This window comes from Pyruvatibacter sp. (genome assembly GCF_040219635.1).
Taxonomy (GTDB): Bacteria; Pseudomonadota; Alphaproteobacteria; order CGMCC-115125; family CGMCC-115125; genus Pyruvatibacter.
Genome location: NZ_JAVJSC010000009.1, coordinates 469,848 through 495,904, shown reverse-complemented (window position 1 = coordinate 495,904; position 26,057 = coordinate 469,848). Strand labels below are relative to the sequence as shown.

The 26,057-nt window shown below is 61.2% G+C and carries 24 protein-coding genes; 10 read left to right on the top strand and 14 right to left on the bottom strand.

Annotation, left to right across the window (positions count from 1 at the left end; genetic code table 11):
- The first annotated feature begins 96 nt into the window (after window positions 1–96).
- From RIB87_RS14600 to RIB87_RS14575, 6 genes are all read left to right on the top strand, one after another.
- Window positions 97–774, top strand: coding sequence for a histidine phosphotransferase family protein (locus RIB87_RS14600; protein WP_350147972.1), 678 nt, complete (start codon window positions 97–99; stop codon window positions 772–774).
- Window positions 775–939: 165 nt separating this feature from the next.
- On the top strand, window positions 940–3,669 hold the full coding sequence (locus RIB87_RS14595; RefSeq protein ID WP_350147970.1) for a hybrid sensor histidine kinase/response regulator: 2,730 nt from the start codon (window positions 940–942) through the stop codon (window positions 3,667–3,669).
- A gap of 20 nt (window positions 3,670–3,689) precedes the next feature.
- Window positions 3,690–4,148: a chemotaxis protein CheW gene (locus tag RIB87_RS14590; RefSeq protein WP_350147967.1), complete on the top strand. Its 459-nt coding sequence runs from the start codon at window positions 3,690–3,692 to the stop codon at window positions 4,146–4,148.
- An 84-nt stretch (window positions 4,149–4,232) separates the two neighbouring features.
- Window positions 4,233–4,598, top strand: a complete 366-nt coding sequence (locus tag RIB87_RS14585) for a response regulator (protein WP_350147965.1) — start codon at window positions 4,233–4,235, stop codon at window positions 4,596–4,598.
- Between the two features lie 5 nt (window positions 4,599–4,603).
- Window positions 4,604–5,794: a protein-glutamate methylesterase/protein-glutamine glutaminase gene (locus RIB87_RS14580; protein ID WP_502943264.1), complete on the top strand. Its 1,191-nt coding sequence runs from the start codon at window positions 4,604–4,606 to the stop codon at window positions 5,792–5,794.
- Window positions 5,791–6,708 carry a CheR family methyltransferase gene (locus RIB87_RS14575; RefSeq protein WP_350147963.1) on the top strand — a complete coding sequence of 306 codons (918 nt, stop codon included), beginning with the start codon at window positions 5,791–5,793 and terminating at the stop codon, window positions 6,706–6,708. Before RIB87_RS14580 ends, RIB87_RS14575 begins: the two co-directional genes overlap by 4 nt.
- A gap of 81 nt (window positions 6,709–6,789) precedes the next feature.
- Here RIB87_RS14575 and ctrA read toward each other — a convergent pair whose 3' ends face one another.
- A complete protein-coding gene (ctrA, locus tag RIB87_RS14570; protein WP_350147961.1) occupies window positions 6,790–7,503 on the bottom strand; it encodes a response regulator transcription factor CtrA in 714 nt (237 codons plus the stop codon).
- A 498-nt stretch (window positions 7,504–8,001) separates the two neighbouring features.
- On the opposite strand from ctrA, the gene fliI reads away from it, so the two are divergent.
- Together fliI and fliJ are read left to right on the top strand one after the other, a co-directional pair.
- Window positions 8,002–9,366, top strand: coding sequence for a flagellar protein export ATPase FliI (gene fliI, locus RIB87_RS14565; RefSeq protein ID WP_350147959.1), 1,365 nt, complete (start codon window positions 8,002–8,004; stop codon window positions 9,364–9,366).
- A 10-nt stretch (window positions 9,367–9,376) separates the two neighbouring features.
- Entirely contained in the window at window positions 9,377–9,799 is a 423-nt protein-coding gene (fliJ, locus tag RIB87_RS14560; protein ID WP_350147957.1) for a flagellar export protein FliJ, read from the top strand.
- Between the two features lie 143 nt (window positions 9,800–9,942).
- Here the strand turns inward: fliJ and RIB87_RS14555 are convergent, their stop codons facing one another.
- The 13 genes from RIB87_RS14555 to RIB87_RS14495 all read right to left on the bottom strand — a co-directional run bounded on the left by RIB87_RS14555 (window position 9,943) and on the right by RIB87_RS14495 (window position 23,781).
- Window positions 9,943–10,269: a hypothetical protein gene (locus RIB87_RS14555; RefSeq protein WP_350147955.1), complete on the bottom strand. Its 327-nt coding sequence runs from the start codon at window positions 10,267–10,269 to the stop codon at window positions 9,943–9,945.
- Between the two features lie 184 nt (window positions 10,270–10,453).
- On the bottom strand, window positions 10,454–11,263 hold the full coding sequence (locus RIB87_RS14550; RefSeq protein ID WP_350147953.1) for a nucleotide-binding protein: 810 nt from the start codon (window positions 11,261–11,263) through the stop codon (window positions 10,454–10,456).
- Window positions 11,260–12,393: a flagellar biosynthesis protein FlhF gene (locus RIB87_RS14545; protein ID WP_350147951.1), complete on the bottom strand. Its 1,134-nt coding sequence runs from the start codon at window positions 12,391–12,393 to the stop codon at window positions 11,260–11,262. Before RIB87_RS14545 ends, RIB87_RS14550 begins: the two co-directional genes overlap by 4 nt.
- 15 nt (window positions 12,394–12,408) lie before the next feature.
- The gene (gene flhA, locus RIB87_RS14540) at window positions 12,409–14,532 is read right to left on the bottom strand and encodes a flagellar biosynthesis protein FlhA (RefSeq protein WP_350147949.1); all 2,124 of its coding nucleotides are present in this window, start codon (window positions 14,530–14,532) and stop codon (window positions 12,409–12,411) included.
- A gap of 59 nt (window positions 14,533–14,591) precedes the next feature.
- Window positions 14,592–15,965, bottom strand: a complete 1,374-nt coding sequence (gene flbD, locus RIB87_RS14535) for a sigma-54-dependent transcriptional regulator FlbD (protein WP_350147947.1) — start codon at window positions 15,963–15,965, stop codon at window positions 14,592–14,594.
- A 12-nt stretch (window positions 15,966–15,977) separates the two neighbouring features.
- Window positions 15,978–16,751 carry a motility protein A gene (locus RIB87_RS14530; RefSeq protein WP_350147945.1) on the bottom strand — a complete coding sequence of 258 codons (774 nt, stop codon included), beginning with the start codon at window positions 16,749–16,751 and terminating at the stop codon, window positions 15,978–15,980.
- Between the two features lie 27 nt (window positions 16,752–16,778).
- Window positions 16,779–17,150, bottom strand: coding sequence for a flagellar motor switch protein FliN (gene fliN / locus RIB87_RS14525; RefSeq protein ID WP_350147943.1), 372 nt, complete (start codon window positions 17,148–17,150; stop codon window positions 16,779–16,781).
- Between the two features lie 39 nt (window positions 17,151–17,189).
- On the bottom strand, window positions 17,190–17,879 hold the full coding sequence (locus RIB87_RS14520) for a FliH/SctL family protein (protein ID WP_350147941.1): 690 nt from the start codon (window positions 17,877–17,879) through the stop codon (window positions 17,190–17,192).
- A 33-nt stretch (window positions 17,880–17,912) separates the two neighbouring features.
- The gene (gene fliG / locus RIB87_RS14515) at window positions 17,913–18,941 is read right to left on the bottom strand and encodes a flagellar motor switch protein FliG (protein ID WP_350147939.1); all 1,029 of its coding nucleotides are present in this window, start codon (window positions 18,939–18,941) and stop codon (window positions 17,913–17,915) included.
- Between the two features lie 26 nt (window positions 18,942–18,967).
- Window positions 18,968–20,704, bottom strand: coding sequence for a flagellar basal-body MS-ring/collar protein FliF (gene fliF / locus RIB87_RS14510; protein WP_350147937.1), 1,737 nt, complete (start codon window positions 20,702–20,704; stop codon window positions 18,968–18,970).
- 343 nt (window positions 20,705–21,047) lie between these two features.
- Window positions 21,048–21,326 (bottom strand): CtrA inhibitor SciP, encoded by a 279-nt coding sequence (gene sciP, locus RIB87_RS14505; RefSeq protein WP_350147935.1) that lies wholly within the window; start codon window positions 21,324–21,326, stop codon window positions 21,048–21,050.
- Window positions 21,327–21,470: 144 nt separating this feature from the next.
- Complete coding sequence (locus RIB87_RS14500; protein ID WP_350147933.1) at window positions 21,471–22,145, bottom strand: flagellar hook assembly protein FlgD; 675 nt, start codon at window positions 22,143–22,145, stop codon at window positions 21,471–21,473.
- A gap of 28 nt (window positions 22,146–22,173) precedes the next feature.
- Complete coding sequence (locus RIB87_RS14495) at window positions 22,174–23,781, bottom strand: flagellar hook-length control protein FliK (RefSeq protein ID WP_350147931.1); 1,608 nt, start codon at window positions 23,779–23,781, stop codon at window positions 22,174–22,176.
- Window positions 23,782–24,032: 251 nt separating this feature from the next.
- Between RIB87_RS14495 and mnmA the strand changes: the two genes are divergently transcribed.
- Together mnmA and RIB87_RS14485 are read left to right on the top strand one after the other, a co-directional pair.
- On the top strand, window positions 24,033–25,208 hold the full coding sequence (mnmA, locus tag RIB87_RS14490; RefSeq protein WP_350147929.1) for a tRNA 2-thiouridine(34) synthase MnmA: 1,176 nt from the start codon (window positions 24,033–24,035) through the stop codon (window positions 25,206–25,208).
- A gap of 89 nt (window positions 25,209–25,297) precedes the next feature.
- Entirely contained in the window at window positions 25,298–25,960 is a 663-nt protein-coding gene (locus tag RIB87_RS14485) for a class I SAM-dependent methyltransferase (RefSeq protein ID WP_350147927.1), read from the top strand.
- Window positions 25,961–26,057 lie beyond the last annotated feature (97 nt).

Genomic DNA, 26,057 nt, shown 5'->3' with positions numbered 1-26,057 from the left:
TTTTGCACGAATGCCCGGTGAAGTGTATCAAAAATTAGCTGAAGTGATTCGGCATGGAGGCCGCAGGATGCGCAAAACAGCGGGAGACGACACGCCATGACCAGTAACGATGTGAAGCCGGATGATCTGGAGTTTGCAGCGCTTTTGTGTTCGCGGGTGTGTCATGACGTCATCAGCCCGGTGGGCGCGATCGTCAACGGCCTTGAAGTGCTGGAGGAAGAAGACGACGACGAGATGCGCGAGCACGCGCTGCTGCTGATCGCCAAGAGCGCGCTTCAGGCGTCTGCCAAGCTGCAGTTTGCGAGGCTGGCATTTGGGGCATCCGGCTCTGCGGGCGCAGAAATTGAAATTGATGATGCGCGCCGCGCCGCTGAAGGTCTGATGGCGGGCGGGCGGATTACGCTGGCGTGGGACGTCAAGCCCGGCGCGCTGCATAAAACCCGCATGAAGCTGCTGATGAACCTGGTGCAGTTTGCAACCGGCGCCATTCCGCGCGGCGGCGAACTGAAAATCATCGTCGAAAACGGCAATGACGGCATGGTACTGGTGGCCACCGGCGACCGGGCACGGGTGCCTGAGCACAGCGACCTGGCCAGCGGTATGTCGCTTGATGCGATGCCTGACAGCCGGGCAGTGCAGCCTTATCTGATTGGTCTGTTGTGCAGGGCGCTGCACGCGTCGCTTGCAGTAAGCCAGCCGATGGAAGACGGCCCGGTGACATTTGCGCTCACCTACGGGCCTGATGCTGAAAACATCACCGGCATGATCGGCTAGACAGCCAGTTTGTGGCGCGTGCGGGGTGTGTTCGCACTTTATGGTTGTGTTCGCACGCTGATTGCACGCAGTTTCATCTGATTTTAAGGATTTGCGCCAAAACTCCGGCAGGATGAAGCGGGACATGAGTGTGGTCCCGCCCGACTTTTGCCGGGGTGGGAACTGATGGACGATCTTCTGCGCGAGTTTCTGACGGAAACTTTTGAAAGCCTGGATGTGGTGGATGTCGAACTGGTGAAGTTCGAGCAGGATCCCAACAACGCGGCCATTCTCTCCAACATTTTTCGGCTTGTGCACACCATCAAGGGCACGTGCGGCTTTTTGGGGCTGCCGCGCCTTGAAGCGTTGGCCCATGCCGCTGAAACGCTGATGGGCAAATACCGCGACGGCGCTGAAGTGACCGGCGACGGGGTGACGCTGATCTTGCACACGCTCGACCGGATCAAAATCATTTTGGGTGAGCTTGAGGCGACCGAAGCTGAGCCGGTAGGTGATGACTCCGATCTGATCGAGCAGCTTGAAGCCTGTTCGCTGGTTGCAGAAGCCGGGCCGACGCAGGCGGATGCCAATGCCGCCGAGGCTCCTGTTGAGGCCCCGATTGAGGCCCCGATTGAGGTTGCGCCGCTTGCGCGTGAATTGAAGCCTGGCGAAGTATCGCTCGAAGATCTGGAGCGCGCCTTTCAGGAGGCCGAAGGACCGGACGATTTTGTGGCGGCTGTTGCCGAGGTCGAAGCGCCTGCGGCACCTGCTCCCAAGCCTGCCTCTACACCTGCTGCTGTTGCCAAATCCGAAGAAGCGGCACCGCGTGAATCGGCTGTGGCCAACCAGTCCATCCGCGTCAACGTGGATACGCTTGAAGAGCTGATGACAATGGTTTCCGAACTGGTGCTGACGCGCAACCAGTTGCTGGAGATGGTGCGGCGGCTGGACGATTCAGAGTTCAAGGTGCCGTTGCAGCGGCTGTCCAATGTCACCGCCGAACTTCAGGAAGCGGTGATGAAAACGCGGATGCAGCCGATCGGGAATGCCTGGCAGAAGCTGCCGCGCATCATCCGTGATCTGTCCAATGACCTTGGCAAGAAGATCGAGCTTAACATGGTGGGAGCCGACACCGAGCTTGACCGCCAGGTGCTGGACCTCATCAAGGATCCGCTCACCCACATGGTGCGCAACTCGGCCGATCACGGGCTGGAAATGCCTGAGGCACGGTTGGCGGCTGGCAAACCTGAAACCGGCACCATCAATCTGCGCGCCTTCCATGAAGGCGGGCACATCATCATTGAGATTTCCGACGACGGCCACGGTCTTAACACCGCGCGCATTCGCGAAAAGGTGATTGAAAACGGGTTGGCGACGGCCGCCGAGCTGGACGAAAAGACCGACCAGCAAATCCACAAATATATTTTTGCCGCCGGGTTCTCCACGGCCGCCGCCGTCACCAATGTGTCGGGTCGCGGTGTGGGCATGGATGTGGTGCGCACCAACATCGAGCTTATCGGCGGGCACATTGATTTGCTGTCGGTGGCGGGCAAAGGCACAACCTTCACCATCAAGATTCCGCTGACCCTGGCCATTGTGTCGTCGCTGATTGTTGAATCGGGTGCCCAGAAATTTGCCATTCCGCAGCTTGCGGTGGTCGAGCTTGTGCGGGCCAAGGCGGACAGTGACGCGCGCATTGAAAAGATCAACGATACGCCGGTGCTGCGCCTGCGCAGCAAGCTGCTGCCGCTGGTTTATCTTGATGAGCTTTTGCTGCTCGACAAGCGCCGCAAGCCGGACGCGGAAGGCAATCTGCCACCGTCAACGGCCCAGCGGCCCGAAGCCTTCGTCATCGTTTCGCAGGTGGGCAGTGCGCAGTTCGGCATTGTGGTGGATACGGTTTTTGATACCGAGGAAATTGTCGTCAAGCCGTCCGGCTCCATGCTGCGCGACATCACCATGTTTTCCGGCAACACCATTCTGGGTGACGGCAGCGTCATCATGATCATTGATCCCAACGGCATTGCCCAGTGCGTCAGCCGCGAGGTGGCGGCCCAGCTTGAGGATGTTGCGGAAACGGACGCGCTTAATCTGGATGGCGAGCAAACGTCGCTGCTTATTTTCCGCGCCGGCGGTGGCGAGCCAAAGGCCGTGCCGCTGTCGCTGGTGACGCGACTTGAAGAAGTGACGATTGATGACATTGAAATGTCTGACCACAAGCCGGTGGTGCAGTATCGCGGCAAGCTGATGCCGCTGCAAAAAGTGTCGCCGGACCAGCAGATGAAAGCGTCTGGCCGCCAACCGATCCTGGTGTTCACCGACGAGGGCCGCTCCATGGGGCTGCTGGTTGACGAAATCGTGGATGTCATCGATGCGCGGCTGGACATGGACATTACGTCTGACACGCCGGGTATGCTGGGCAGCGCCATTGTGCGCGAGAAAGCGACCGAGATTATTGATGTCGGCCATTTTCTGACGCTGGCCTTCGAGGACTGGTTTGCCCGTGCCGACAATGTGCGCGGCGAGGCTGCAAAGGCCAAGCGCGTGCTGCTGGTGGATGACAGCCCGTTCTTCCGCAACATGCTGGCACCGTTGCTGAATGCCGCGGGCTACAAGGTAACCACGGCGCAAGACCCGCATGATGCATTCCGCCTGCGCGATGCGGGCGCGCGCTTTGATGTGATTGTCAGCGACATTGAAATGCCGGGTATGGACGGCTTTGACTTTGCCCAGGCGGTGAAGGGCGATGCGGCATGGGGTGCCACGCCGATTGTCGCCATGTCGTCACGCACCTCGCGCGAGGACATTGCGCGCGGTCATGCGGTGGGCTTTACGGATTATGTGGCCAAAACAGACCGCGACGGCCTGATCGATGTTCTGCGCGCCACGCTTCAAAGTGAAGGGGCAGCAGCATGACCAAGACAACGGATACCTAAGTGGCTCATCTCGACGGCAGCCTGATCGACTACATCACGGTGTATGTGGGCAAACAGTTGTTCGGCATTCCCGTCACTGTGGTGCAGGACGTGTTTGAAGTGCAGGGGCTTACAACTGTGCCGCTATCGGCCGCGGAGGTGCGCGGCGTGCTCAACCTGCGTGGCCGCATCGTGACGGCGATTGATATGCGCATACGGCTGGGACTTGCCGAACCTGCAAGCGATGCCTCGCGCATGGCGGTGGGTATCGAGGAGCGTAGCGAGGCGTATGGCCTGATGGTGGACAGTGTTGGAGAAGTCTTAAGCCTTCGCGCGCAGGATGTGGAACGCAGCCCGGCCAATCTCGACCCGCGCTGGCAGCAGGTCTCCAGTGGTGTTCACCGCCTGGAAAACGACCTGATGGTGGTGCTCGACGTGGCGCGGGCGCTTGATCTGCAGGCGGCATCCGCAGCGGCATAGCTGCGGAAGGAGCCTGCAAACCGTTTGTGAGTTCTCGGCCCGCCCGTTGTTTCGTGCGTGGCCCAGTAAAAGGCAGTGAGACCCATGAAGACATGTCTTGTGGTGGACGACAGCCGTGTCATCCGCAAAGTGGCGCGCCGCATTCTTGAGGAAATGAACTTCAACATCGAGGAAGCCGCCGATGGCGCTGCTGCCCTTGAGGTGTGCGACGCGCGGATGCCCGAAGCGGTGTTGCTGGACTGGAACATGCCGGTGATGAACGGCCTTGAGTTCTTGCTGGCGCTGCGCAAGCGCGACGGCGGGGCCAAACCCGTTGTGGTTTTCTGCTCCACTGAAAACGACATGGAGCATATCAGCGAAGCCATGGGCGCGGGTGCCAACGAATACATCATGAAGCCGTTTGACCGCGACATCATGCAGGCGAAATTTGCTGAAGCGGGGCTTATCTGACGCTGATGGATCACGCGCTCTCACCAGTTTCTGCACAGTCAGCCGCGCACTCCACGGGCGCGCCTGCGGTTGCACGTATGCCTGTGCGGGCAGGTGCTGCACCAGCAGTTCAGGTGATGGTGGTGGACGACAGTGCCGTCATTCGCGGTCTGGTGAAGCGGTGGATCGACGAAACCGACGGGCTTGAGGTTGCGGGCTCATGCTCCAACGGCAGGCAGGCAGTGGAGACGGCGGCGAAGATCAGGCCGCATGTGGTCATTCTGGACATTGAAATGCCGGTTATGGACGGGCTTGAGGCGCTGCCCGGCATACTGGCGGCGTCGCCTGAAACAAAGATCATCATGGCGTCCACGCTGACACTTCGTAACGCGGACATTTCGCTGAAGGCAATGACACTGGGCGCGGCTGACTATGTGCCCAAGCCTGACAGTGCGCGCGGCATTGCCGGGTCTGATGTTTTTAGGCGTGAACTGATCGACAAGGTAAGCGCGCTGGGGCGGGCCGTGCTCAAACGGGCACAGCGGGGGATTGTGCCGCACGCGGCGGCAACAGCAGGCGCGGGCGCGGCCATTGGCAAAGCGGCCATTGAACTTCGCAAACCATCCAGCGTACCGCCGCGCATTCTGGCGGTCGGCTCGTCCACCGGCGGGCCGCAGGCGCTGTTTGCGGTGTTTGAGAAAATCGGGCCGTCGCTTGGTGGCGTGCCGGTTGTGATTACCCAGCACATGCCTGCATCGTTCACAAAGATTCTGGCGGACAAGCTGGGCAGGTTGTCCGGGCTCGTGGCACATGAAGGCATTGACGGCGAACGCCTGATGGCGGGCCACATTTATGTTGCACCCGGCGACTTTCACATGCGCGTTGTGCGTGACGGACCGGGCGTGGCGATTGCGCTTGACCAAAGCGCGCCCGTTCATTTTTGCCGTCCGGCCGTTGACCCGCTGTTTGAAAGCGTGGCGACGGTGTTTGGCGCTGCAAGTCTTGGCGTGGTGCTGACGGGCATGGGGCATGACGGGCGCGACGGCGGCCGCGTGATCGCCGACAAGGGCGGCACGCTGTATGCGCAGGACGAAAATACAAGTGTGGTCTGGGGTATGCCGGGGGCGTGTGCCCAGGCGGGCATATGTGCGGGCGTTTATCCGCTGGATCAGATCAGTTCGGCGATCATTCGCCAGTTTGCCGGGAGAGCCAGATGACGCCGGAAGAGTTTGAGTTTTTGGCGGGCCTGGTGCGCAAGCGCTCCGGCCTGGTGTTGGCCGCCGACAAAACCTATCTGCTGGAAAGCCGGTTGATGCCGGTTGCCCGCAAGGCGGAACTTGGCGGCATTTCAGAGCTGGTGACAGCATTGAAACCCGGCGCGAACGAGAAGCTGGCGGCGGACGTGACCGAAGCCATGACCACCAATGAGTCGTTTTTCTTTCGCGACAAGACGCCGTTCAATCTGTTCACGGATACAATTCTGCCGCACATGCTGAAAACCCGCGCCACCCAGCGGCGTTTGCGCATCTGGAGTGCGGCGGCCTCTACCGGCCAGGAGATTTATTCTCTGGCGATGCTCATCAACGATACGGCTGCTGCGCGCGGCTGGACCTTTGACATGCTGGGTACGGATTTGTCCGGCGAGGTGCTGGAGCGCGCCAGAAAAGGCATGTACTCGCAGTTTGAAGTGCAGCGCGGCCTGCCCATTCAGTTGCTGATGAAATATTTCAAGCAGCACGGTGAGAGCTGGCAGATTGATGCCGCCATCCGCACCATGGTTCGGTTCAAGGAAAACAACCTGCTGGACCCGTTTGTCGGCATGGGCCGGTTCGACATCATCTATTGCCGCAACGTTCTTATTTACTTCGACCAGCCGACCAAAAAACAGGTGCTGGAGCGCATCGCCGAGCTGATGCCCGAAGACGGGTGCTTGCTGCTGGGTGCGGCTGAAACCGTTGTGGGTATTACGGATGCCTTCAAGCCGGTGCCCGGAGCGCGCGGTCTTTATGCCCGCAACCCTGCCTTGCTGGTGGATAGTGTGAAAGCCCCGGCGGCACCGGGTGTGCGGCCAGCTATGACAGCATCGGCCACAACGGTGCCCAACCAGGCACCGGTATTCCGCACTGCCTAGCGGCAACCAATCATCGAACACGAAAAAGGGCGTTGCCGAAGCAACGCCCTTTTTGTTGGAATGATCTGTCCCGATCGTGTGCTAGGCGGTCGCGGCTTCGGCTTCCGTTACTTCTTCTTCCACCGGGTCACGCAGCACATAGCCACGGCCCCACACGGTTTCGATGTAGTGGTCTCCGCCGGTTGCTGCGGCAAGTTTCTTGCGCAGCTTGCAGATGAACACGTCGATGATCTTGAGTTCCGGCTCGTCCATCCCGCCATACAGGTGGTTGAGGAACATTTCCTTGGTGAGCGTTGTGCCCTTGCGCAGCGAGAGCAACTCCAGCATCTGGTATTCCTTGCCGGTGAGGTGCACGCGCTGGTTTTCGACTTCCACAGTCTTGGTGTCGAGGTTCACTGTCAGGCGGCCGGTGCGGATGATCGACTGGCTGTGACCCTTGGAGCGGCGCACCACGGCGTGAATGCGGGCGACCAATTCGTCCTTGTGGAACGGTTTGGTCATGTAGTCGTCAGCGCCAAAGCCAAGGCCGCGGACTTTATTCTCGATGCCGGCCATGCCGGAGAGAATGAGGATCGGTGTGCCGATCTTGCCCAGGCGAAGTGTCTTGAGCACTTCATAGCCCGACATGTCCGGCAGGTTCAGATCCAGCAGAATGATGTCGTAATCATAGAGCTTGCCGAGGTCGATGCCCTCTTCGCCCAGATCGGTGGTGTAGATGTTGAAGCCTTCCGACTTGAGCATGAGTTCAATGCTCTGGGCGGTTGCGCTGTCGTCCTCGATGAGAAGAACCCGCATGTTCTTGCTCCCCCTTCAAAACGGCGGCGGGCTTAACGCCCGCATGTGCCAGATCGGCCCGGCAATCCAAGTGATTCGCCGCAACCCCAGTTAATCCCTGTTTGGAGGCTACGGGCAAATGGTTAACGAACCTTAACGGCGGGGCATTTTTTTAACGTCTATTGCGAAAGCCTTGCGGGGATGCCCGAAAAACGAGGGTTTCTGAGTCATTTCGCCGCAAGTTTTTAAATGGTGATGCGCACGAATTGAACGCTATCCCCCGAAAAAAACACCGCGTCACCCCGGACTTGATCCGGGGTCCAGAGCCACTGCCTCTGCGCCCGTTGCGCTGGATTGCGTGATCAAGCCACGCAAAGACATGCTTGAGGAAATACGTCCCAACGTGATTTTTTATCGTAACCCCTCAATAGGGTTTACCGGGTCTTAAGCGCCTTGCCCCCACACTTAGCGCTTACTCGGCAGGTCTGCTGTCGAAACCTGTTTTGGTCGTGGGGTCCAATGAAGCCGCTGCTTGCAGAAATCGAGCGTCTGTCGCCTGTCGAGCAATATGGCCGCGTAGCTGCTGTGCGCGGGCTGATGGTGGAGCTTGAAGGGCCGCTCACGGCGTTGAGCCTGGGCAGCCGCGTGGTTGTGCCTGGCGCGCGCGATGAATCCGTGCCCTGCGAGGTTGTCGGCTTTCGGGATGACCGTGCGCTGGCGATGCCGTTTGCGGCGATCGAAGGCCTGCGCATGGGCGCACCGGCCCGCTTTGATGGCGCTGACCCGATTGTGCATCCGTCAACTGCATGGCTTGGTCGCGTGGTGAATGCCATGGGCGAGCCGATTGATGGCAAGGGCCCGATTGCAGGGGGGGCGGCTCCCTATTCGTTGCGCGGCAGACCCATCCCGGCGCATGACCGCGCCCGTGTGGGTGAACGTATTGACCTTGGCGTGCGCGCGCTCAATGCGTTTGCCACCACGTGCCGCGGTCAACGCATGGGTATTTTTGCGGGCTCCGGTGTCGGCAAATCCGTGTTGCTCTCTATGCTGGCGCGCTACTCGTCGGCAGATGTGGCGGTGATCGGCCTGATTGGTGAACGTGGCCGCGAGGTTCAGGAGTTCATTGAAGACGATCTGGGCGAGGAAGGTCTTGCCCGCAGCGTGGTGGTTGTGGCGACGTCTGACGAAAGCGCGTTGATGCGACGGCAGGCGGCCTATCTGACCATGACGTTGTCAGAATATTTCCGCGATCATGGCGCGGATGCGCTGTGCCTGATGGACAGCCTCACACGCTTTGCCACAGCCCAGCGCGAGATCGGCCTGTCAGGCGGTGAACCGCCCACCACACGGGGTTATACGCCAACCGTATTTTCAGAACTGCCGCGCCTGCTTGAGCGGGCGGGGCCTGGGCGGGTTGGCTCAGGCTCCATCACCGGGCTGTTCACGGTTCTGGTGGAGGGCGACGACCATAATGAGCCTGTAGCGGATGCCGTGCGCTCAATACTTGACGGTCACATTGTGATGGAGCGCGCCATTGCCGAGCGCGGTCGCTATCCCGCTATCAACGTATTGAAATCCGTGTCGCGGACGATGCCTGACTGTCAGCAGGCGGATGAGTTTGAACTGGTGAAGCGCGCGCGGGCTTTGATGTCGGCGCATACCGACATGGAAGAACTGATCCGCATTGGCGCCTATCGCCACGGGGCGGACGCGACGGTGGATGAAGCCATTCGTCTGACGCCGGCCTTTGAAGCGTTCCTGTCGCAGCAGAAAAATGATCACACACCGCTGGAAGAGGGGTTCCGGCATCTCGCAACCATACTCGGACCGATGGAGGCCCAGGAGGGCGACCAGGGTGCGGGTGACGACCAGCCGATGATTTAGGGGGCAGAAAATGAAATCCCGCACGTCATTGATCCGCGTTCAGCGGTTTCAGGTTCAGGAAATACAGCGCCGGGTCGCTGACCTTGAGCAGATGCTTGACGACTTCCGCCGTGAGGAGGAAGAGCTTGAAAAGCGTGTGCGCTATGAGCAGCAAAAGGCCGGTATTTCGGACGAGGCGCATTACGCCTATCCGACCTATGCCAAATATGCATCCATGCGGCGCGATAATCTGGCGCAAAGCATTTCAGAGCTGTCGCGGCAGGTGGATGCCGAGCGTGACAAGCTGGCGGATGCGTTTGAAGAGCTGAAAAAAGTCGAGCTGGTGGAGGAAACCGCCCGCACCCGCGCCAAGGCTGAAACCCGCCGTCGCGAACAGGCCGAGCTTGATGAAATGGCACTCACCGCGCACAGCCGGGCTGCGGATATTCGCTAGACGTCTGGTCTCTTCCCACACGCCGTCACCCCGGACCTGATCCGCAGTCCGCAGCCATATGCTCCTGTACGGTGTGTCAAAAACGAAAAAGGCCGCATACGGAACCCATCCGTATGCGGCCTTTTTGTGGTCCGTATGCAGCGTCAGCCGCGGATCAACATGCGCTTGAGAATGTAAAACACAGTGATGATGACAATGTAGCCGACAAACAGTGTCGCCACATATTGCCACCAGCTTGCGTCCGCAAGCGGCGGCAGTTTGATTTCGGCACCCTGAACGACAGGCATGACCGTATCGACAATCACGTGAATAAGCGTGGCACCGAAAGCAACAACCAGAATGCGTTTGTATTCACGCAGCACGAAGGCTGCGAGGATACCGATGATGATCCCCTGAATCGCATTTACCTGGTTGAAACCCGCAGCAAAAAAATCCAGCACGGGCTGGGCGTATTGCATTACTTGTTCCATTAAAGACCCCCCTTCAGGTCTGCGTCTTTACGACTGTTCCTCATCATGGCCCGGTTCTTTTGCAACTGTGTGACCGGGTCCAGCGTGAACGTGCGAAAGATTACGCGCATCTGGCCGATTTGCACAGAACTCACGGTGTTGCGGTGCAAAACGAAGTGAACACGCCCGGAAATCTGCGGCTTTTTCAGTGTGCGAGGTCTGAGGCGATTTTTGCAATCGCTGAGCCGGCCGCCGCATTGGGGCTGCGGGTCAGGAGGGGCGTTTGATGGCGGATCGCATCGCGCACGGCGGTATCGCGCGGAATGATGCCTGCAAGCGCTGGTGTCAGGCCGAGAAAATTGCCGCAGGCGCGTGACAGGGTTTCGTAGGTTTTGCGTCCTGCTTCGGTGGTCTGCGCCATGTTCACGACGACGCGGATATCTGTCGAGGCGGCGTCAGCGTTCATGGATGCGACCTTGATGAAGGCATAGGCGTCGGTGATGGACGTGGGTTCGTCGGTGACAACCACCAGCGTTGGCCCTTCGATGGCGGCAAACAGCGTGACGGCAGGGTCAATGCCGGCGGCAAGATCAACGACCACCCGATCATAATGTGCGGCAATGAGCGTGACACCCTGACGGATCTGCGCCAGTTGGGTTTTGGCAAGGGCACCGAGTGTGCCGGAGCCTGAACTGCCTGCAATCACGTCAAACGCGCCACGCGCACGCGTATCGCCGATGCGCGTGATTGCTGCGTCAAACGCCACGTCGCCCGCAATGATGTCGGTGAGATCATGGGCGGGAGCAATGCCGAGCTGAATATCCACATTGGCAAGGCCGAGGTCGCAATCCACCAGCAGCGCCTTTTCGCCTGCGAACGCGAAGCTGTGCGCCAAGGTGGACGAAATCATGGTCTTGCCGACACCGCCCTTGCCGGATGCGACAGTGATGATTTTGCGCGGCCGGGTGATGGTACCGGGCTGGGGGGCACTGATCTGGGTGTCGCTCATGGTCATGCTGGGGTCGGCTCCGTAAACGACGGGGTGTGTTCCGGTGATGATGGGCGGTGCGGCATGAGATGCGGCACGGGTGGACTGGTAGTGGATTTGGCAATCATCATGGTCGCCAGCGTGTGGGGTGTTGCGGCGGCAAGGCCACCGGCGAGATAGGGCTTGATGCCGAACTCGGCAGCCGCAAGGCGGGACGCAGCAAGGGCTGCGAGCACACCGCCCAGTCGCGGTGTCGCGTCGGTGCGGGTGATGATGACGCGGCGGCAGCCAAGGCGGGCAAAAAACTGTGCGGCGTCGGCCATGTCTTCGGTGTCGCCCCCTGCGGCGATGACGCCGACGGGTTCAACCGGCATGGTTGTGCCCGGTGCGCCTGCGGTACGGGCGGCACGGGCCGCCTGCACGAGGCGGGCTGTGTGGTCCAGCTCGGCGCGGTCGTGCAGGTTGGTGGCGGGCGTATCAATGATGCAGGGGCGGCTGCGGCCAAGTTCGGCGCGGGTGTCCAGCATTAAAGCCAGTTCATCCGCGCCGCGCACCGATGCAACATCCTGATTGAGCACATCCGCGTAGGCCTGCGACTGGGCCAGCGCGCCGGAGCGCACAGCGTCGGCGGTTATAAAATCAACCTGCTGGCCCGCCAGCACGGCGCGGGCGGCAAGTTTGGCAGCCGTCACGGTTTTGCCCGCACCCGGTGTGCCGATGAGCATGATGGAGCCTGCGAGTTTATCACCAACGGGCTGAAAGCCGATGGCGATGTCGATGGCGTGGGCCAGTGCGTAGCGTGCGTCGTTGCCCTGATGTGCGGTTGCGGCCCGCACAATGCGGTCATGCAGGGCGTCGGGAACGCGGTGGTCGGCCAGAATGGTGTCAATGTCGCTGATGTCGAAGGTGGCAGCTGCGTCAACCGTTGGTGCGCCGGCGGCCTCGGCCTGCATACGGGCGCGCAGGCGATCTTCAAGTCTTTCGCGGACCGGGTTTGTGTCCGGCGCAGGTGCGCGACGCTCGACGGCGGCCGTGACTTCTACGCCGCCGGACGCCAGTTCCTCGCTCGACACAATAATGGCGGTGTCGCCCATTTCGGCGCGGACAAGCGCCATGGCATCACGCATGGAGGGGGCTTTGAAACGGCGGAGGCGCATGGGCTGTTTGTCCGCCTAGACCTGGGCCAGCGTCTTGAGACGCGCCTGCGGGTGGATTTCGGCCTGGCTCATCACCACGCTTTGCGGCCGCACGCGCTCAACAACCGAGCGCACATAGGGGCGGTTGGCGGGGCTGGTGAGCAGCACCGGCACGTCGCCCCCTGCACCGGCCTGATCGTAGGCGGCACGCAGGGCCTGAATGAACTTCTGCAACTCGCTGGGCGGCATCGCCAGTTGCTTGTCGTCGCCATTGCCAATCAGCGAGTTGGTGAAGGCATCTTCCCACTGCGGTGACAGGGCGATGAGCGGCAGGTAGCCTGCGTAACTCTGGTTGGCGTGACAAATCTGGCGGGCAAGGCGGGTGCGTACATGCTCGACAATCTGCGTCACGCTCTGGGTGTATCCGGTGGCTTCGCCGACGGCTTCCAGAATGGTGGCGAGGTCGCGGATTGATACGCGCTCGGTCAGGAGCTGTTGCAATACGCGCTGGATGGTTGTGACGGACACGCGATCGGGCACCAGGTCGTCCACCAGCTTGTGGTTGTCGCCGCCGATCTCGTCCAGCAGTTTTTGTACTTCTGCGTAGGACAGAAGCTCGGCCATGTTGGCCTTGATGATTTCGGTCAGGTGCGTGGTCAGCACGGTGGCGGGGTCCACAACCGTCAGCCCCCGGAACGAGGCTTCCTCGCGCTGGGTATGATCCACCCATGTGGCGGGCAGGCCAAATGTCGGCTCGGTGGTGTGTTCGCCGGGCAGATCGACAGGGCCGCCCTGGGGGTCCATCACCATCAACTGGTTGGGGTAGAGCGTGCCCGCACCTGCATCCACTTCCTTGACGCGCAACACGTAGGACGTGGACTCAAGCTGCATGTTGTCGAGAATGCGCAGCGACGGCATGACGAAGCCCATGTCCTGCGCAATCTGGCGGCGCAGGGCCTTTACCTGCTCGGTCAGGGTATGTCCTTCGCCGTCGCCTTCCAGCAGCGGCAGCAGGCCAAAGCCAAGCTCAAGGCGCAATTCGTCCATGGCAAGCGCTGTTGAAATGGGTTCTTCAACTTCGGGCACGGCCTGTTCTGCGGCAACGGCAGCGCTGGCCTCGTCGGCGGCCTTTTGTTCGCGGCCTTTGACAAGGAACCAGGCGGCACTGCCGGTAAGGGCTGCGAGCGCCAGAAACGGCACCATGGGAATACCCGGCAGCATGGCCATCACAACCATGACGCCCGACGACATGCCCAGCGCCTGCGGATACCCGGAAAGCTGGCCGAACAGTGCTTCGTCGGCCGCACCGTCCACACCGGCCTTTGACACCAGCAGGCCCGCGGCCATGGACACGATCAGGGCAGGGATCTGGCTGACGAGGCCGTCACCAACGGTGAGCAGCGTGTAGGTGGTGGAGGCGTCCGCGAATGACATATCCATCTGCGCCACGCCAACAATGACGCCGGCGATGACGTTGATGAAGGTAATGAGCAGGCCGGCAATGGCGTCGCCGCGCACAAACTTGGAGGCACCATCCATGGAGCCGTAAAACGCGCTTTCGCTTTCAAGCTCCTTGCGGCGGGCGCGAGCGGTGTCTTCATCGATGAGACCGGCTGACAAATCAGCGTCAATCGCCATTTGCTTGCCGGGCATGGCATCGAGTGAGAAGCGGGCCGCAACTTCGGCGATACGGCCTGACCCCTTGGTGATGACGACGAAGTTCACGATCACCAGAATGGCAAACACGATGATGCCAATGACGAAATTGCCCTGCATCACGAAGTTGCCGAAGGCCTCAATCACAGCGCCTGCCGCGTCCGTGCCTTCGTGGCCGTTAGAGAGAATGAGGCGGGTGGACGCAAGGTTCAGTGCCAGCCGCAGCATGGTGGCGATCAGCAGCACCGTGGGGAACGACGAAAACTCCAGCGGCTTTTTGATGAACAGCGCCGTCATCATCACCAGCACCGAGAAGGTGATGGAGATAGCCAGCGCAAAGTCCAGCATCCATGACGGCATCGGCAGGATGAGGACCACGATGATGGTCAGCACGCCCAGGGCCAGCGCCAGTTCGGAGCGTGCGCCTATGGCTGCGCCGATGCTGCCGAGGCTGAGGCCTGCAAAAAGGCTGCCTGTTGCTGGTGTTTGTGTCGTTTCAGACATGGCGCGGCTGCGCTCCGACTCTTAGGCGGGTTAACGAACGGGTGGTGTTGACCGGCGTCTTATCCGGCTGCGCGAGCTTCGCCGGGGGCTGCAACGGCAACGCCCTGCTGAGTGTAAAGATTGAGCTTGTTCCTCAGGGTACGGATGGAAATACCCAGAATGTTGGCCGCGTGAGTGCGGTTGCCAAGACAATGGTCCAGTGTATTGAGAATGAGGTCGCGCTCCATGTCGGCCACGGTCATGCCCACAAGGTTGCGGCTCACGGTTTCAGCCACCTGGGCCGCGCGCGAAGCCGGGTCGCTTGATGAGCGGGCGATGGTGTCGTCAATGCGCGACCCGTCCGGCAGACGAATGGCTTCGACGTCAATTTCGTCGCCATTGGCCAGCAGCACCGCGCGGTGGAGCGTGTTTTCAAGTTCGCGCACATTGCCCTGCCAGTGCTGGCGGGTGAGGTGGTTTTTGGCATTCTCCGACAACGGCCGGGCGGGCACGCCGTTGGCATCCGCATAGCGCTTCACGAAGTGCTCTGCGAGTTCCAGAATGTCTGCCGGGCGTTCGCGCAGGGCGGGAATGTTGAGGGTCACAACGTTGAGGCGATACAGCAGGTCTTCGCGGAAGGTGCCGTTGCGCACCTCCAAGGCCAGGTCACGGTTGGACGTGGCCAGAATGCGGATATTCACTTTAACGGGCCTGTTGCCGCCTACGCGGTCAATCTCGCGTTCCTGAATGGCGCGCAGCAGTTTGGCCTGCAGGCGCACATCCATTTCGGAAATCTCGTCCAGCAGCAACGTGCCTCCGTCGGCTTCCTCGAACTTGCCGATGCGCCGCGACACGGCACCTGTAAAGGCGCCCTTTTCGTGGCCGAACAGCTCTGACTCCAGAAGGTTTTCGGGGATGGCGGCGCAGTTGACCGAGATAAACGGCTTGTCCTTGCGCAGGGAATGGCGGTGGACGTAGCGGGCCATGATTTCCTTGCCGACGCCCGATTCGCCGGTGATCAGCACGGAGGCTTCGGACGGGGCGATCTGGTCGGCCAGGCGGATGACATTGTTCATCATCGCGTCTTTGTAGATCAGCGCGTGGCTGTCATCGGCAACGGCTTCCAGCACGGCGGCGATGAGTTTGGCGTCGGGCGGCAGGGGCACATACTCTTTGGCACCGGCGCGGATGGCATTGACGGCGGCGCGCGCGTCAGATCCCAGACCACAGGCGACGATGGGCAGGGCAATACGCTCGGCCTGAAGCTGCGCCACCATCCAGCCGATGTCGTTTGAGACTTCGACCATCAAAAGATCCGCGCCCTGGCCGGCGCGCAACGCGGCCATGGCCTGTTCGCCGGTGTCCACCTGGGCCACCTTGGCGCCGGTCTCCATGGCCATTTTGGTGGCGGTGGTGAGCTGGCCGTTGAGGCTGCCGACAATAAGCAAACGCATGAGAACTGCTCCTTAGCGGGAATACTGAACACGCTCTGCCGGTGGCAGCAGGGCGTTGAGGGTGTGTTCGACCTGACGGGGATGATCGTTGCGGCCGATGGCGGCCGCACCGGCGGCATAGATCGCGAGCATGTCGCGCTCGTCGCCGTTGATGCGGTCGAGTTTCGCGGCGAGCGGACCAAGCACCATGGTGCCCAGCACTGCGCCGTAGAAAGTTGTGAGAAGAGCCACGGCCATTGCGGGGCCGATGGCTGACGGGTCGTCCAGCGCTCCCAGCATCTGGACGAGGCCGACAAGGGTGCCGATCAGGCCCATGGCAGGCGCAATGTCAGCGGCGCGGCGCAGCACTTCAGCGCTTTGGGCGCGCCTGTGTGCGGTTGCAAAGCGTTCATCTTCCAGCATCCGCTCCACTTCGGCGACATCCACACCGTCCACCAGCATACCAAGCGCACGGGCGAGAAACGGGTCGCGGCGAAGCTGCGGCAGCAGGCGCTCAACACCCAACATGCCGTCCTTGCGGGTGCGTTCGGCGATTTTAAGCATACGGTCGGCGGCAGATCTGCGGTCGAGGCGCGGGGCGGCAAGCGCGGCCCATGTTTCGCGCGCGGCAATGCCGACCTCTACGGGCGAAAACGAGATCATGGTCACAGCCAGCGTGCCGCCGAGCACAATCAGTGCGGCGCGCATGTCGAGAAATGCCGTTGCATTGCCCTCCATGGTGAGCGCTGCCACCAGCAGGCCGAAGCTGGCGGTAAGGGCGAAAATGGCTGTGAGTGAGGTGCGCATGAGCGTGTGTTCCACTAAACGGGCGGGTTACGCCGCGTTTCCGCCTTTGATGATTTCGGTCATGGTGACGCCCAGGCGTTCATCCACCACCACCACTTCGCCACGGGCGACCAGGCGGTTGTTGACATAGATGTCGATGGCCTCACCCACCTTGCGGTCAAGCTCCACCACGGCACCGCGACCCAGCTTGAGAAGCTGGCTCACTTCCATGTGGGTCTTGCCCAGAATGGCAGACACGTTGACGGGCACATCGAACACCGCCTCAAGATCTGCGGCATAGCGTTCGGGTTCCTCGTCGCCATTGTCGGCGTCGTCGCTGGCGGATGCCTCGGCGGGTACCGGCAGGTCGGCTGCGGGTTCCCTCAGGTCGTCAAGGTGCATCTCGGTTTCGTCGGCCATTGTGGTGTCTCCTTTGTATGCTTGCTGCTTTGGGCCTGGTTACTTGCCCAGCAGGGCAAAAAAATCAGCCTGGTCGGTGCCATCGTCTGATGGGGCGCTCAGGTAAGTGCGGACAATCTCTTCAATGCTTTGGTCAAGCGCAGGCGTGTCGCGGGTAATGGCACCCCTGGCCCATTCAATGCGCACGTCGCCCGGCGCAATGGCTTCGTCAGTGCGCAGGGCAAGCTGGCCTTCGAAGCCCTGATCGCGGGTCATTTCATTGATGCGGTCTTCAAGCATGGTGAGTTGTTCAGGCGTAACCGTCACAACCACGCGTGGTTCGTCGCGCAACAAAGCGAGGGCGTCCGTCACCACGGCCTCGATTTCCGCAACGGGAGCCTGCTTCATAAGGGTCGGCATGAGTTTGCGGGCGATGGTGAGGGCAATGTCGGCGGCCTCGGCGCGCATCTGTGCACGGTCTTCGTGCAGGCTTTGCATCAGCGCGGAAAGCTGCTCGCCCACGCGCTGTGCGCCTGCGGCGATCTGTCGGGAAACTTCAGCTTCTTCGCTGGTGCGGGCCTGGTCCTCGCCCATGCGGAAGGCCTCCGCCTTGAGGGCTTCGACTTCTGCCTCGGTCCATTTGGTTTTCTTGCGTTCGCGGCGGGGCTGAATGACAGCGCCGCGCGAAAATTCGCGGTCAAACTCAAACTTGGCGGCTGCTACGCCTGTGATGATTGCCGGGTGGGACATGATATATGTGCCTGTCGTTCATCCGTAACCGGACTAATAGATAAGCTCGTCCTCCGCGTTGCCGTCCGCCATCATGATCTCGCCCTTGTTGGCAAGGTCCTTGGCGATGTTGACCATCATCATTTGTGCTTCGTCCACATCCTTGAGGCGGACGGGGCCCATCATTTCCATGTCTTCGCGCAGCATCTTGGCGGAGCGCTCCGTCATGTTGGACAGGAACAGATCGCGCAGCGTGTCGGAGGAGCCCTTGAGGCCCAATGCCAGCTTGTCTTTTTCGACGGCGCGCAGAAGCGTCTGCACGGAGCCGGGGTCGAGCTTGGCCAGATCTTCGAAGGTGAACATCAGTGCCTTGATGCGTTCGGCCGCATCGCGGTTGCGTTCCTCAAGGGAGGTCATGAAGCGGTTTTCTGTCTGGCGATCGAAGTTGTTGAAGATTTCAGCCATGGCTTCGTGGCTGTCGCGGCGGTTGGTGCGGGCAAGGTTGGACATGAACTCCTGACGCAGGGTGTGTTCCACCTTGTCGAGAATGTCCTTTTGCACGCTTTCCATACGCAACATACGGTTGACGACTTCCATGGCGAAGTCTTCGGGCAGGGCGCCCAGCACGTTTGCGGCGTGGTCGGCGCGGATTTTGGAAAGCACGACGGCAACCGTCTGCGGGTATTCGTTTTTCAGATAGTTGGCGAGAACCACCTCGTTCACGTTGCCCAGCTTGTCCCACATGGTGCGCCCGGCGGGGCCGCGGATTTCGTCCATCACCAGGTTCACGCGTTCTTCGGGCAGGAAACGCGACAGCAGGCGTTCGGTTGAATCGAACGAGCCGACAAGAGCGCCGGTGGACGACATCTTGGACACGAAATCGAGCAGCAGTTTTTCAACCAGCTCTGAATCAACAGTGCCCAGGTTCGACATGGCTGCCGACAGTTCGCGGATTTCGTCGTCGTCAAACATTTCCCAAAGGTGCGCGCCGTGCTCTTCGCCAAGGGCGAGCAGCATGACGGCTGCTTTTTCGGGGCCGAGCAGCTTGCCGGGATCTGTCTTTGCTTTGGTGCTTACGACCATGGGACTAACTTTCAGCTTTTATCGTCTTAGGCGGTTTCGTGGAGCCAGGTGCGCAGGATGGACAACGACTCTTCGGGATGGTTCTGCACAATCTCGCCGACCTTGCGCACGGAGCTTTCGCGCACCTGGCCTTCAATCTGCGCGATGTCGATCATCGAGCCGCTCTTGTCCTGCATCATCATGGCGGCCTGTTGCTCAGGCGTGGGGGCTGCAAGCGCAATGGGGTTGCCGTCAGGGCCTTTGATGACCGCCTGACCGTCCTTTTCAGCCTGCGCCAGCATCTTTTCCATGCCGGGGCCCGTGAGCTGCGGGGCGCCGCTGGCACCGCCTGTAATTGCGGCGCGTCCGGCCTGCTTCACACCCGCGCCACCGCCGGTCAGCATGTTGATGAGCGGGCGGGCGACCAGGAAAATGCCCAGCAGCGTCACCACAAGCAGCGCGCCGAGTTCGGCAAGGCGCATGGTGTCGAGGCTGGCCATCAGGCCCGTTTGGGCCGCATCATCAACAAGCGGTTCAATGCCGGTGTCGCTGATCGGCAGGTTCACGACTTCCACACGGTCGCCGCGGGTTTCATCAAAACCGATGGCGGAGCGCACAAGGCGACCGATCAGATCAAGTTCCTGTGCCGTGCGCTCTGCGTAAATCTGCGAGCCGTCGGCGGCGGTTTCATAGACACCATCCACCAACACCGCGACGGAGAGGCGCTTGACCGAGCCTGCTTCCACAACTTCCGTGGTGGTGGTGCGGGAAATCTCGTAGTTGACGGTTTCCTCAATGCGCGCGTTGCTTTCGTTAGAGGTGGCATCGTCGCCGTTGCCGCCCTGGCCGATGGCATCCGGCAACTGGTTGCCGACGGTGACGCCTGCCTGACCGGCTGCGTCTCGTTCAACGGCTGAGGAGGACTCTTCAACGGTCTGCGTTGAGCGCACCACCTGGCCTTCGGGGTCGAAGGTTTCAGAGTTGCGGGTGATGCGGTTGAAATCGAGTTCGGCGGCAACCTGGATGCGGGCCCGGTTGGTGCCCACAACGCTGGTCACGATGTCTGCGACCTGGCGGCGCAGGCGGGTTTCATATTCGCGCTGGCGCTCGTCCATGGAGGATGAGCCGCCGACTGCACCATCGGATCCGCCGGCAATCATCGCGCCGGTTTCATCAATGATCGAGACATTGCCGGGCACAAGCCCTTCAACGGCGGAGGCCACAAGAAACTGAATGCCGCGTGCCTGGCTGCGGCCAAGGCCGCCACGGGCACGCACCACGATGGAGGCTGTGGGCTCCTGCCGCTCGCGGCTGAACAGTTCGCGTTCCGGCATGACCAGATGCACGCGGGCTGCCTGAATACTGTCGAGCGCGCGAATGGTGCGGGCAAGCTCGCCTTCAAGAGCGCGCAGATGGTTCATGTTCTGCACGAAACTGGTGGTGCCAAGGGCACTGGCTTCGTCGAAAATCTCGTAACCGACTGAGCCGCCTGAAGGCAGGCCCGCTTCAGCCATGTTCATGCGCAGGCGCAGGGCATCGGCCTTGGGCACCATGATGGTGGTGCCGTCGCCGCGCAATTCAAACGGCACGCCCATGGCCTCGAGCTTGGAGACAATTTCGGCGCTGTCGCTCACAGGCAGGCCGCTATAGAGCAGCGCCATCGAGGGCTGTGACACGCGCATCATGATGAAGGCAAAGAACACGACCAGCGCGATGGTTACACCGCCAAGCGCGAGAAGCCGAGAGGGACCAAGCCCCTTGAAAAACCCCAATGTGCCGTTCACGGCGCACCCCCAAGTCGGGAACTGCGCGATAGGTCCGGCTCATCCTGGGCCTGGTGGATCATCGCGCCGGATAGAAGGACCGGGTCACGTGACACCGCCCGTGTCCTGGGGCGCCTGTTTGTCCGTGTCCGGTGTAATCCAGCTAGGCAAGAATTACCGGCGAGCGCTAAACAACGTCTTAACGCTGAAACAAATCCCGGCAATTTTTGCCCACCGGCGCAAATAAAGTGCGTTCGCCAGAACGAAAAACGCCGCAGAGCACGAATGCTCTGCGGCGCCACGGCGCACAAGTACGCTAGTCGATTGGACTATCTTGGGGGCCGATCCGAATGTGGGCCTCTATCTAGTGTTCGCGGTACTGCTGCACACGCGTTGCGCGCAGGCCCGGCAGGCCGTGACGCTCAATGGAGCGCTGCCAGCTCAAAAACTCTTCGACGGTCAGCGTGTAGCGGTCGCAGGCCTGCTCAAGAGACAGAAGCCCGCCACGCACGGCGGCAACCACCTCAGCCTTGCGGCGGATGACCCAGCGTTTTGTTTCCGGCGGCGGGAGATCGGCAATCGTCAGCGGGCTGCCATCCGGCCCGATTACGTAGCTTACCCGCGATTGATACTGCATGCCCATCTCAAGCACTTCCTGAATACAAACTACGACACGTCCTGTGTGACGCTAAGAGTACGGGCGCGGCGTTTAAGGAAGGGATAAACGCCATGGTGAATGCGCGGTTAAGTTTTGTCCGGCCTGTGTGTCGGTATGGGGCAGGTGTCATCACACGTTGTTTTCAGGATTGCGCACGGTAATGACATCCGACAGTTGAATGCCGGAACCATTGACGGTGAGCACAGGCGTGTTGTTGTCAAACTCGACGGCGGTCACGATGCCGGACTGCTTCATGGTCACGGGCACTTCTTCACCCGACGCATTGGTGGCGATGACGCGAAGATTGTAGGAGCCGTCGCTCAACTGGCGGCCGCCGGCATCCTTGCCATCCCACTGGAAGGTGCCGTTGCCGCTGAGGTTGGACGCCGTATCGGAGTGGACCAGACGACCGGCAATGTCGGTTACAAAGAACTGCACTTCTTCGGCGGCCGCCGACAGCTCGTAGCCCCATTGGGCGTTGCCGTCGGTCAGAATGGCGGTCTGGCTTTCCGCCACCACTTCCTTGCCGATATAGCCAACAGCATCGGTTGCGAAGTTGGCGAAGGTGAGGTTCAGGAGCTGCTCAAGGTTCTTGTTGGTGGCAATGGACTGTTCAACGCCTGAGAACTGCACAAGCTGGTTGGTGAACTCACTGCTGTCGAGCGGCTCCAGCGGGTCCTGATTTTTGAGCTGCGTGGTGAGCAGTGTCAGGAAGGTATCGAAGTCTCCGCTTAGCTTTGAGGACGACGTGGCAGCCGCTCCCTGGGAGGCTTGTGAGGCGGCAATTGCATCAAGTGTGGACATGAGGTGTTCCTGCTGAAATGCGGTTGCGCTAGATGCGGATGTCAACGCCGGTGCCTGAGCCCGCGCGTAATGAATAGATGTGCTGGATGGCGGCAAGGTCGGCAGTCTGGTCGTCCTCGCCGGGTTTGCCGGTTGATGCGTCGTCGGCGCTGTTGCGGTTCATGGCAAAGCCGCCCTCACTGTCGTCGCGCAGGGAATAGCCAAGGCTGCCGCTATCCAGATCAAGGCCTGCATCGCTTAATGCTTTTTCAAGCGCGCGGGCATCGCGCTGGAGCATGTCGAGCGTTTCGGGTTTTTCGACCGTCAGGTGGGCCTGCACGCGGCCTTCGGCGGTCACTTCCATGCGCACGTCGATGCGGCCCAGATTGGCCGGATCAAGACGGATGTCGAAGCGGTTTGTGCCGTTATTGAGATTGCGCGCCATGGTGACGGCAATGTCGCGGGCCGGCGTCTGCGGCTGGGCCGGGGTGCCGGGCTGGGCGGACGCTACCATGATGGCGCGAATGGTTGTGGTGGACTGTTGCGCTGTAGCGTCTGCGGCGACAGGTGTTGAGTTTGCGGGCGCATCAGCGGCCAGCCGCATGTCCTGCGTGCCAGTGCCAGTGCCGGGGCGGGCAAGGGCTGCCTGCATGGCAATTTCAGAGGCGGCAGAGCGCACGGGCTGTGGCAGTACCGGTTTGTCGGCTGCGGGCGGCGCGTCAGCGTCGGCGGTTGTAGATGTGTTAGGGCGTGCCGCATCGGGCTTGGTCGCGCTGCCTGCGTCAGACATGGCGTCTGCTGCTGCGTGGCCAAGACCGCGTTTGCCGTTGGCTGCCGCTGCCTTGGCGGCAAGGGCGGCTTCGGCCTCAACGGGTGCATCAGTGACTTCGACGGCCGCGGCTTTGGTTGCCGTTGCAGCGGCTGCAGCCTGTGCCGTTTCGCCGGTGCCGGTTTTTGGCGTTGCGGCATCAACCGGCGCAGCCGATGGGTTTGCTGCATTCTGCGCCTTTTGTGCGGTTCCAGTCTCAGCGGCGTTGGTGCCATTGGTGTTGGTGTTAGTGGCTTTAGTCTGGCCGATGGATGCGGCGGCAGCCTGTGCCTGCTCACCCGTAGGTGTTGTCTGCGAACCTGCTGCGTGCGTCTCAGCGTTTTCGGCGGCACCGTTTGCAGCCAGACCGGCTGCATCCGTTTCAGCGTCAGATGTGTCCGCTTCGCTGAACTGGGCTTCAGATGTGGCGGCATCAGCCACACTGCTGGTTTCGGTTGAGGCATCCGCCAGGGTGGATGCCGCATCAGCATCATCCGCATCGTCGGCAGCAGTATCTTGTGCCTGTGCGGTTTCATCGCCGGTTGCCTGCTCGGCATCCGCGCCACGGGTGTCATCATCCGCTTTGTCAGCACGCGCAACCTCTTCACGAGCCTCTGCACGGGCATCTTCGGCGCGGGCATCTGCGAGGCGTGCCTCGTCGGCGTTGCGCTGCTCCATACGTTGCTCGTGGGCGCGCTCCTCAGCGCGGGCCTGCTCCATGCGGGTCGTGCGCAATTCTTCGACAAAGCGGGCATCGTCCTGTGCGCTGCGGATGTCGTTTGCCTTGAACGACGTGCCGGTGTCGGCTTTGCGGGCCTGGGCGGCGAGAAGTGTGTCTGTCGTGCTCATTTTGCGGTTTTTGTCCCGTGTTCGGTTTTTCCTGCGATCCCGGCAAAGCAGCGGGGACAGGCACATTGCGTCGGCGTTCTATGAGCAAGGCCGGGGCCAGACGGGCTGAGCGGGAAAAAATGGCTCAAAATGTGGGTTTTTTGCATGCTCCTTCGGGCGGCACTGGCTTGTTTTGCACGCTCTGCCCGGCAAAAAATGCCGGTGACCGGTTGGACTTGCCGGGGCGCGTCACACCGCTATAGTCCCGCGCCATGACCTATGTTGCTGCCCCTGTTGCGCCTGAAATCACCCTGCCGCCGGTTGCCGCCGGCAAGGCCCCTGCGGACACGCGCGTGGTGGTTGCCATGTCGGGCGGTGTTGATAGTTCTGTGGCGGCCGCGCTGTATGCGCAGGCGGGCTATGACGTGGTGGGCATCACGCTGCAGCTTTACGACCACGGCGCTGCCATTAAAAAGAAAGGCGCGTGCTGTGCGGGGCAGGACATTCATGATGCACGCCGGGTGGCGGAGCGTCTGGATGTGCCGCATTACGTGCTGGACTACGAAAGCCGCTTCAAGGATTCGGTGATGACGGATTTTGCCGACGCCTATGCGCGCGGCGAAACGCCCATTCCGTGTGTGCGCTGCAATGAGCGCGTCAAGTTTCGCGACCTGCTGGCGACCGCCCGTGACCTGGGGGCGGATGCGCTGGCCACCGGGCACTATGTGCAGCGGTTTGACGGTGCGCATGGGCCTGAACTGCACCGCGCGGTGGATGCGGGGCGCGACCAGAGCTATTTCATGTTCACCACGACGCCTGAGCAGCTCGATTTTCTGCGGTTTCCGCTGGGCGGCCTGCCGAAGGATGAAACCCGCGCGATTGCACAGCGGCTGGGGCTGGCGGTGGCTGCCAAGCCCGACAGTCAGGACATCTGCTTTGTGCCCGACGGCAAATATGCCGACATTGTTGAACGATTGCGCCCCGAAGCCGCAGAGCCGGGCCACATTGTGCATATGGATGGCCGCGTGCTGGGCGACCACAAGGGCATCATTCGCTATACCATCGGCCAGCGGCGTGGCCTTGGCATCAGCGATACGGATGCGGGCGGTGAAAATGCCGAACCACTTTTTGTGGTGCGTCTGGACCCGGAGCATAAGCGCGTCATTGTCGGGCCGCGTTCGGCGCTCGGCGTCACCCGTGTTGACCTGACAGATGTGAACTGGCTTGGGGATGGGGCGCTTGGCGCGTCTGCAGTGCCGGTCAATGTGAAAGTGCGCTCAACCGGCAAGCTGCTTGCGGCGCGCGTGGCGGTATCTGACACCGGGGCAACCGTGGTGCTGGATCAGCCCGAAGAAGGTGTATCGCCGGGGCAGGCCTGCGTCTTTTATGACCAGCACAATGGGTCACGGGTGCTGGGCGGCGGCTGGATACGTCGCACGGGCAACTGAAAACCTTTTGAGTGCGTGCCGGTTTTGATCTGCCGCAAATAGCAACCGCCCCTCTTTAAATTGCCACGCTTCGCGGTTATCTGACAAAGATGACAGGCAGAACGGACTCCCTCGACGAGAATGCCGTGCGGCGCGCCTATGCGCGCTGGGCACGGTTTTATGATGCGGTTATTGGCCCGGTTACGGATGTGGGGCGCGCGGCTGCCGTGGCCGCTGTCAATTCAGTTGCGCGTCGGCACACGGGCGATGTGCCCCTCAAGGTGATTGAGGTGGGTGTCGGGTCCGGGTTGTCGCTGCCCGGCTATGACCGCCACATGCGCATTACCGGCATTGATCTGTCGGCTGACATGCTGGCATTGGCCCGCAAGCGCGTGGACGACCGGGCGTTGGGCCATGTGGCGGCACTTGAAGAAATGGATGCGGGCGCGCTTACCTATGACACCGCTGTGTTTGATGTGTCGGTTGCGATGTATGTGATGTCGGTCGCGCCGAACCCTGACGCGGTGCTGGATGAACTGGCGCGGGTGACAAAACCCGGCGGCGACGTTGTGATCGTCAATCACTTTGCCAGGTCAGACGGGTGGGTGTTGTGGTTCGAGCGCAAGCTGGAGCGCGTGGCAGCGCTCATTGGCTGGCACCCGGCGTTTGGTCGCGAGCAGGTGTTGAACCACCGTGACCTGGATCTGGTTGAAGAACGCGCGCTGGGCCTGCTGCGCATCTTCACGCTGATGCGGTTCAGGCGGCGCGCTTGACACCGCCCAAGCGGCCCGTCTATATGCCCGTCTCTCCGGCGTTTTTGTCGCGGATTTCCGGCCAAAACCGGTCTTCCATGCTGCCCTTCAAAAAGGG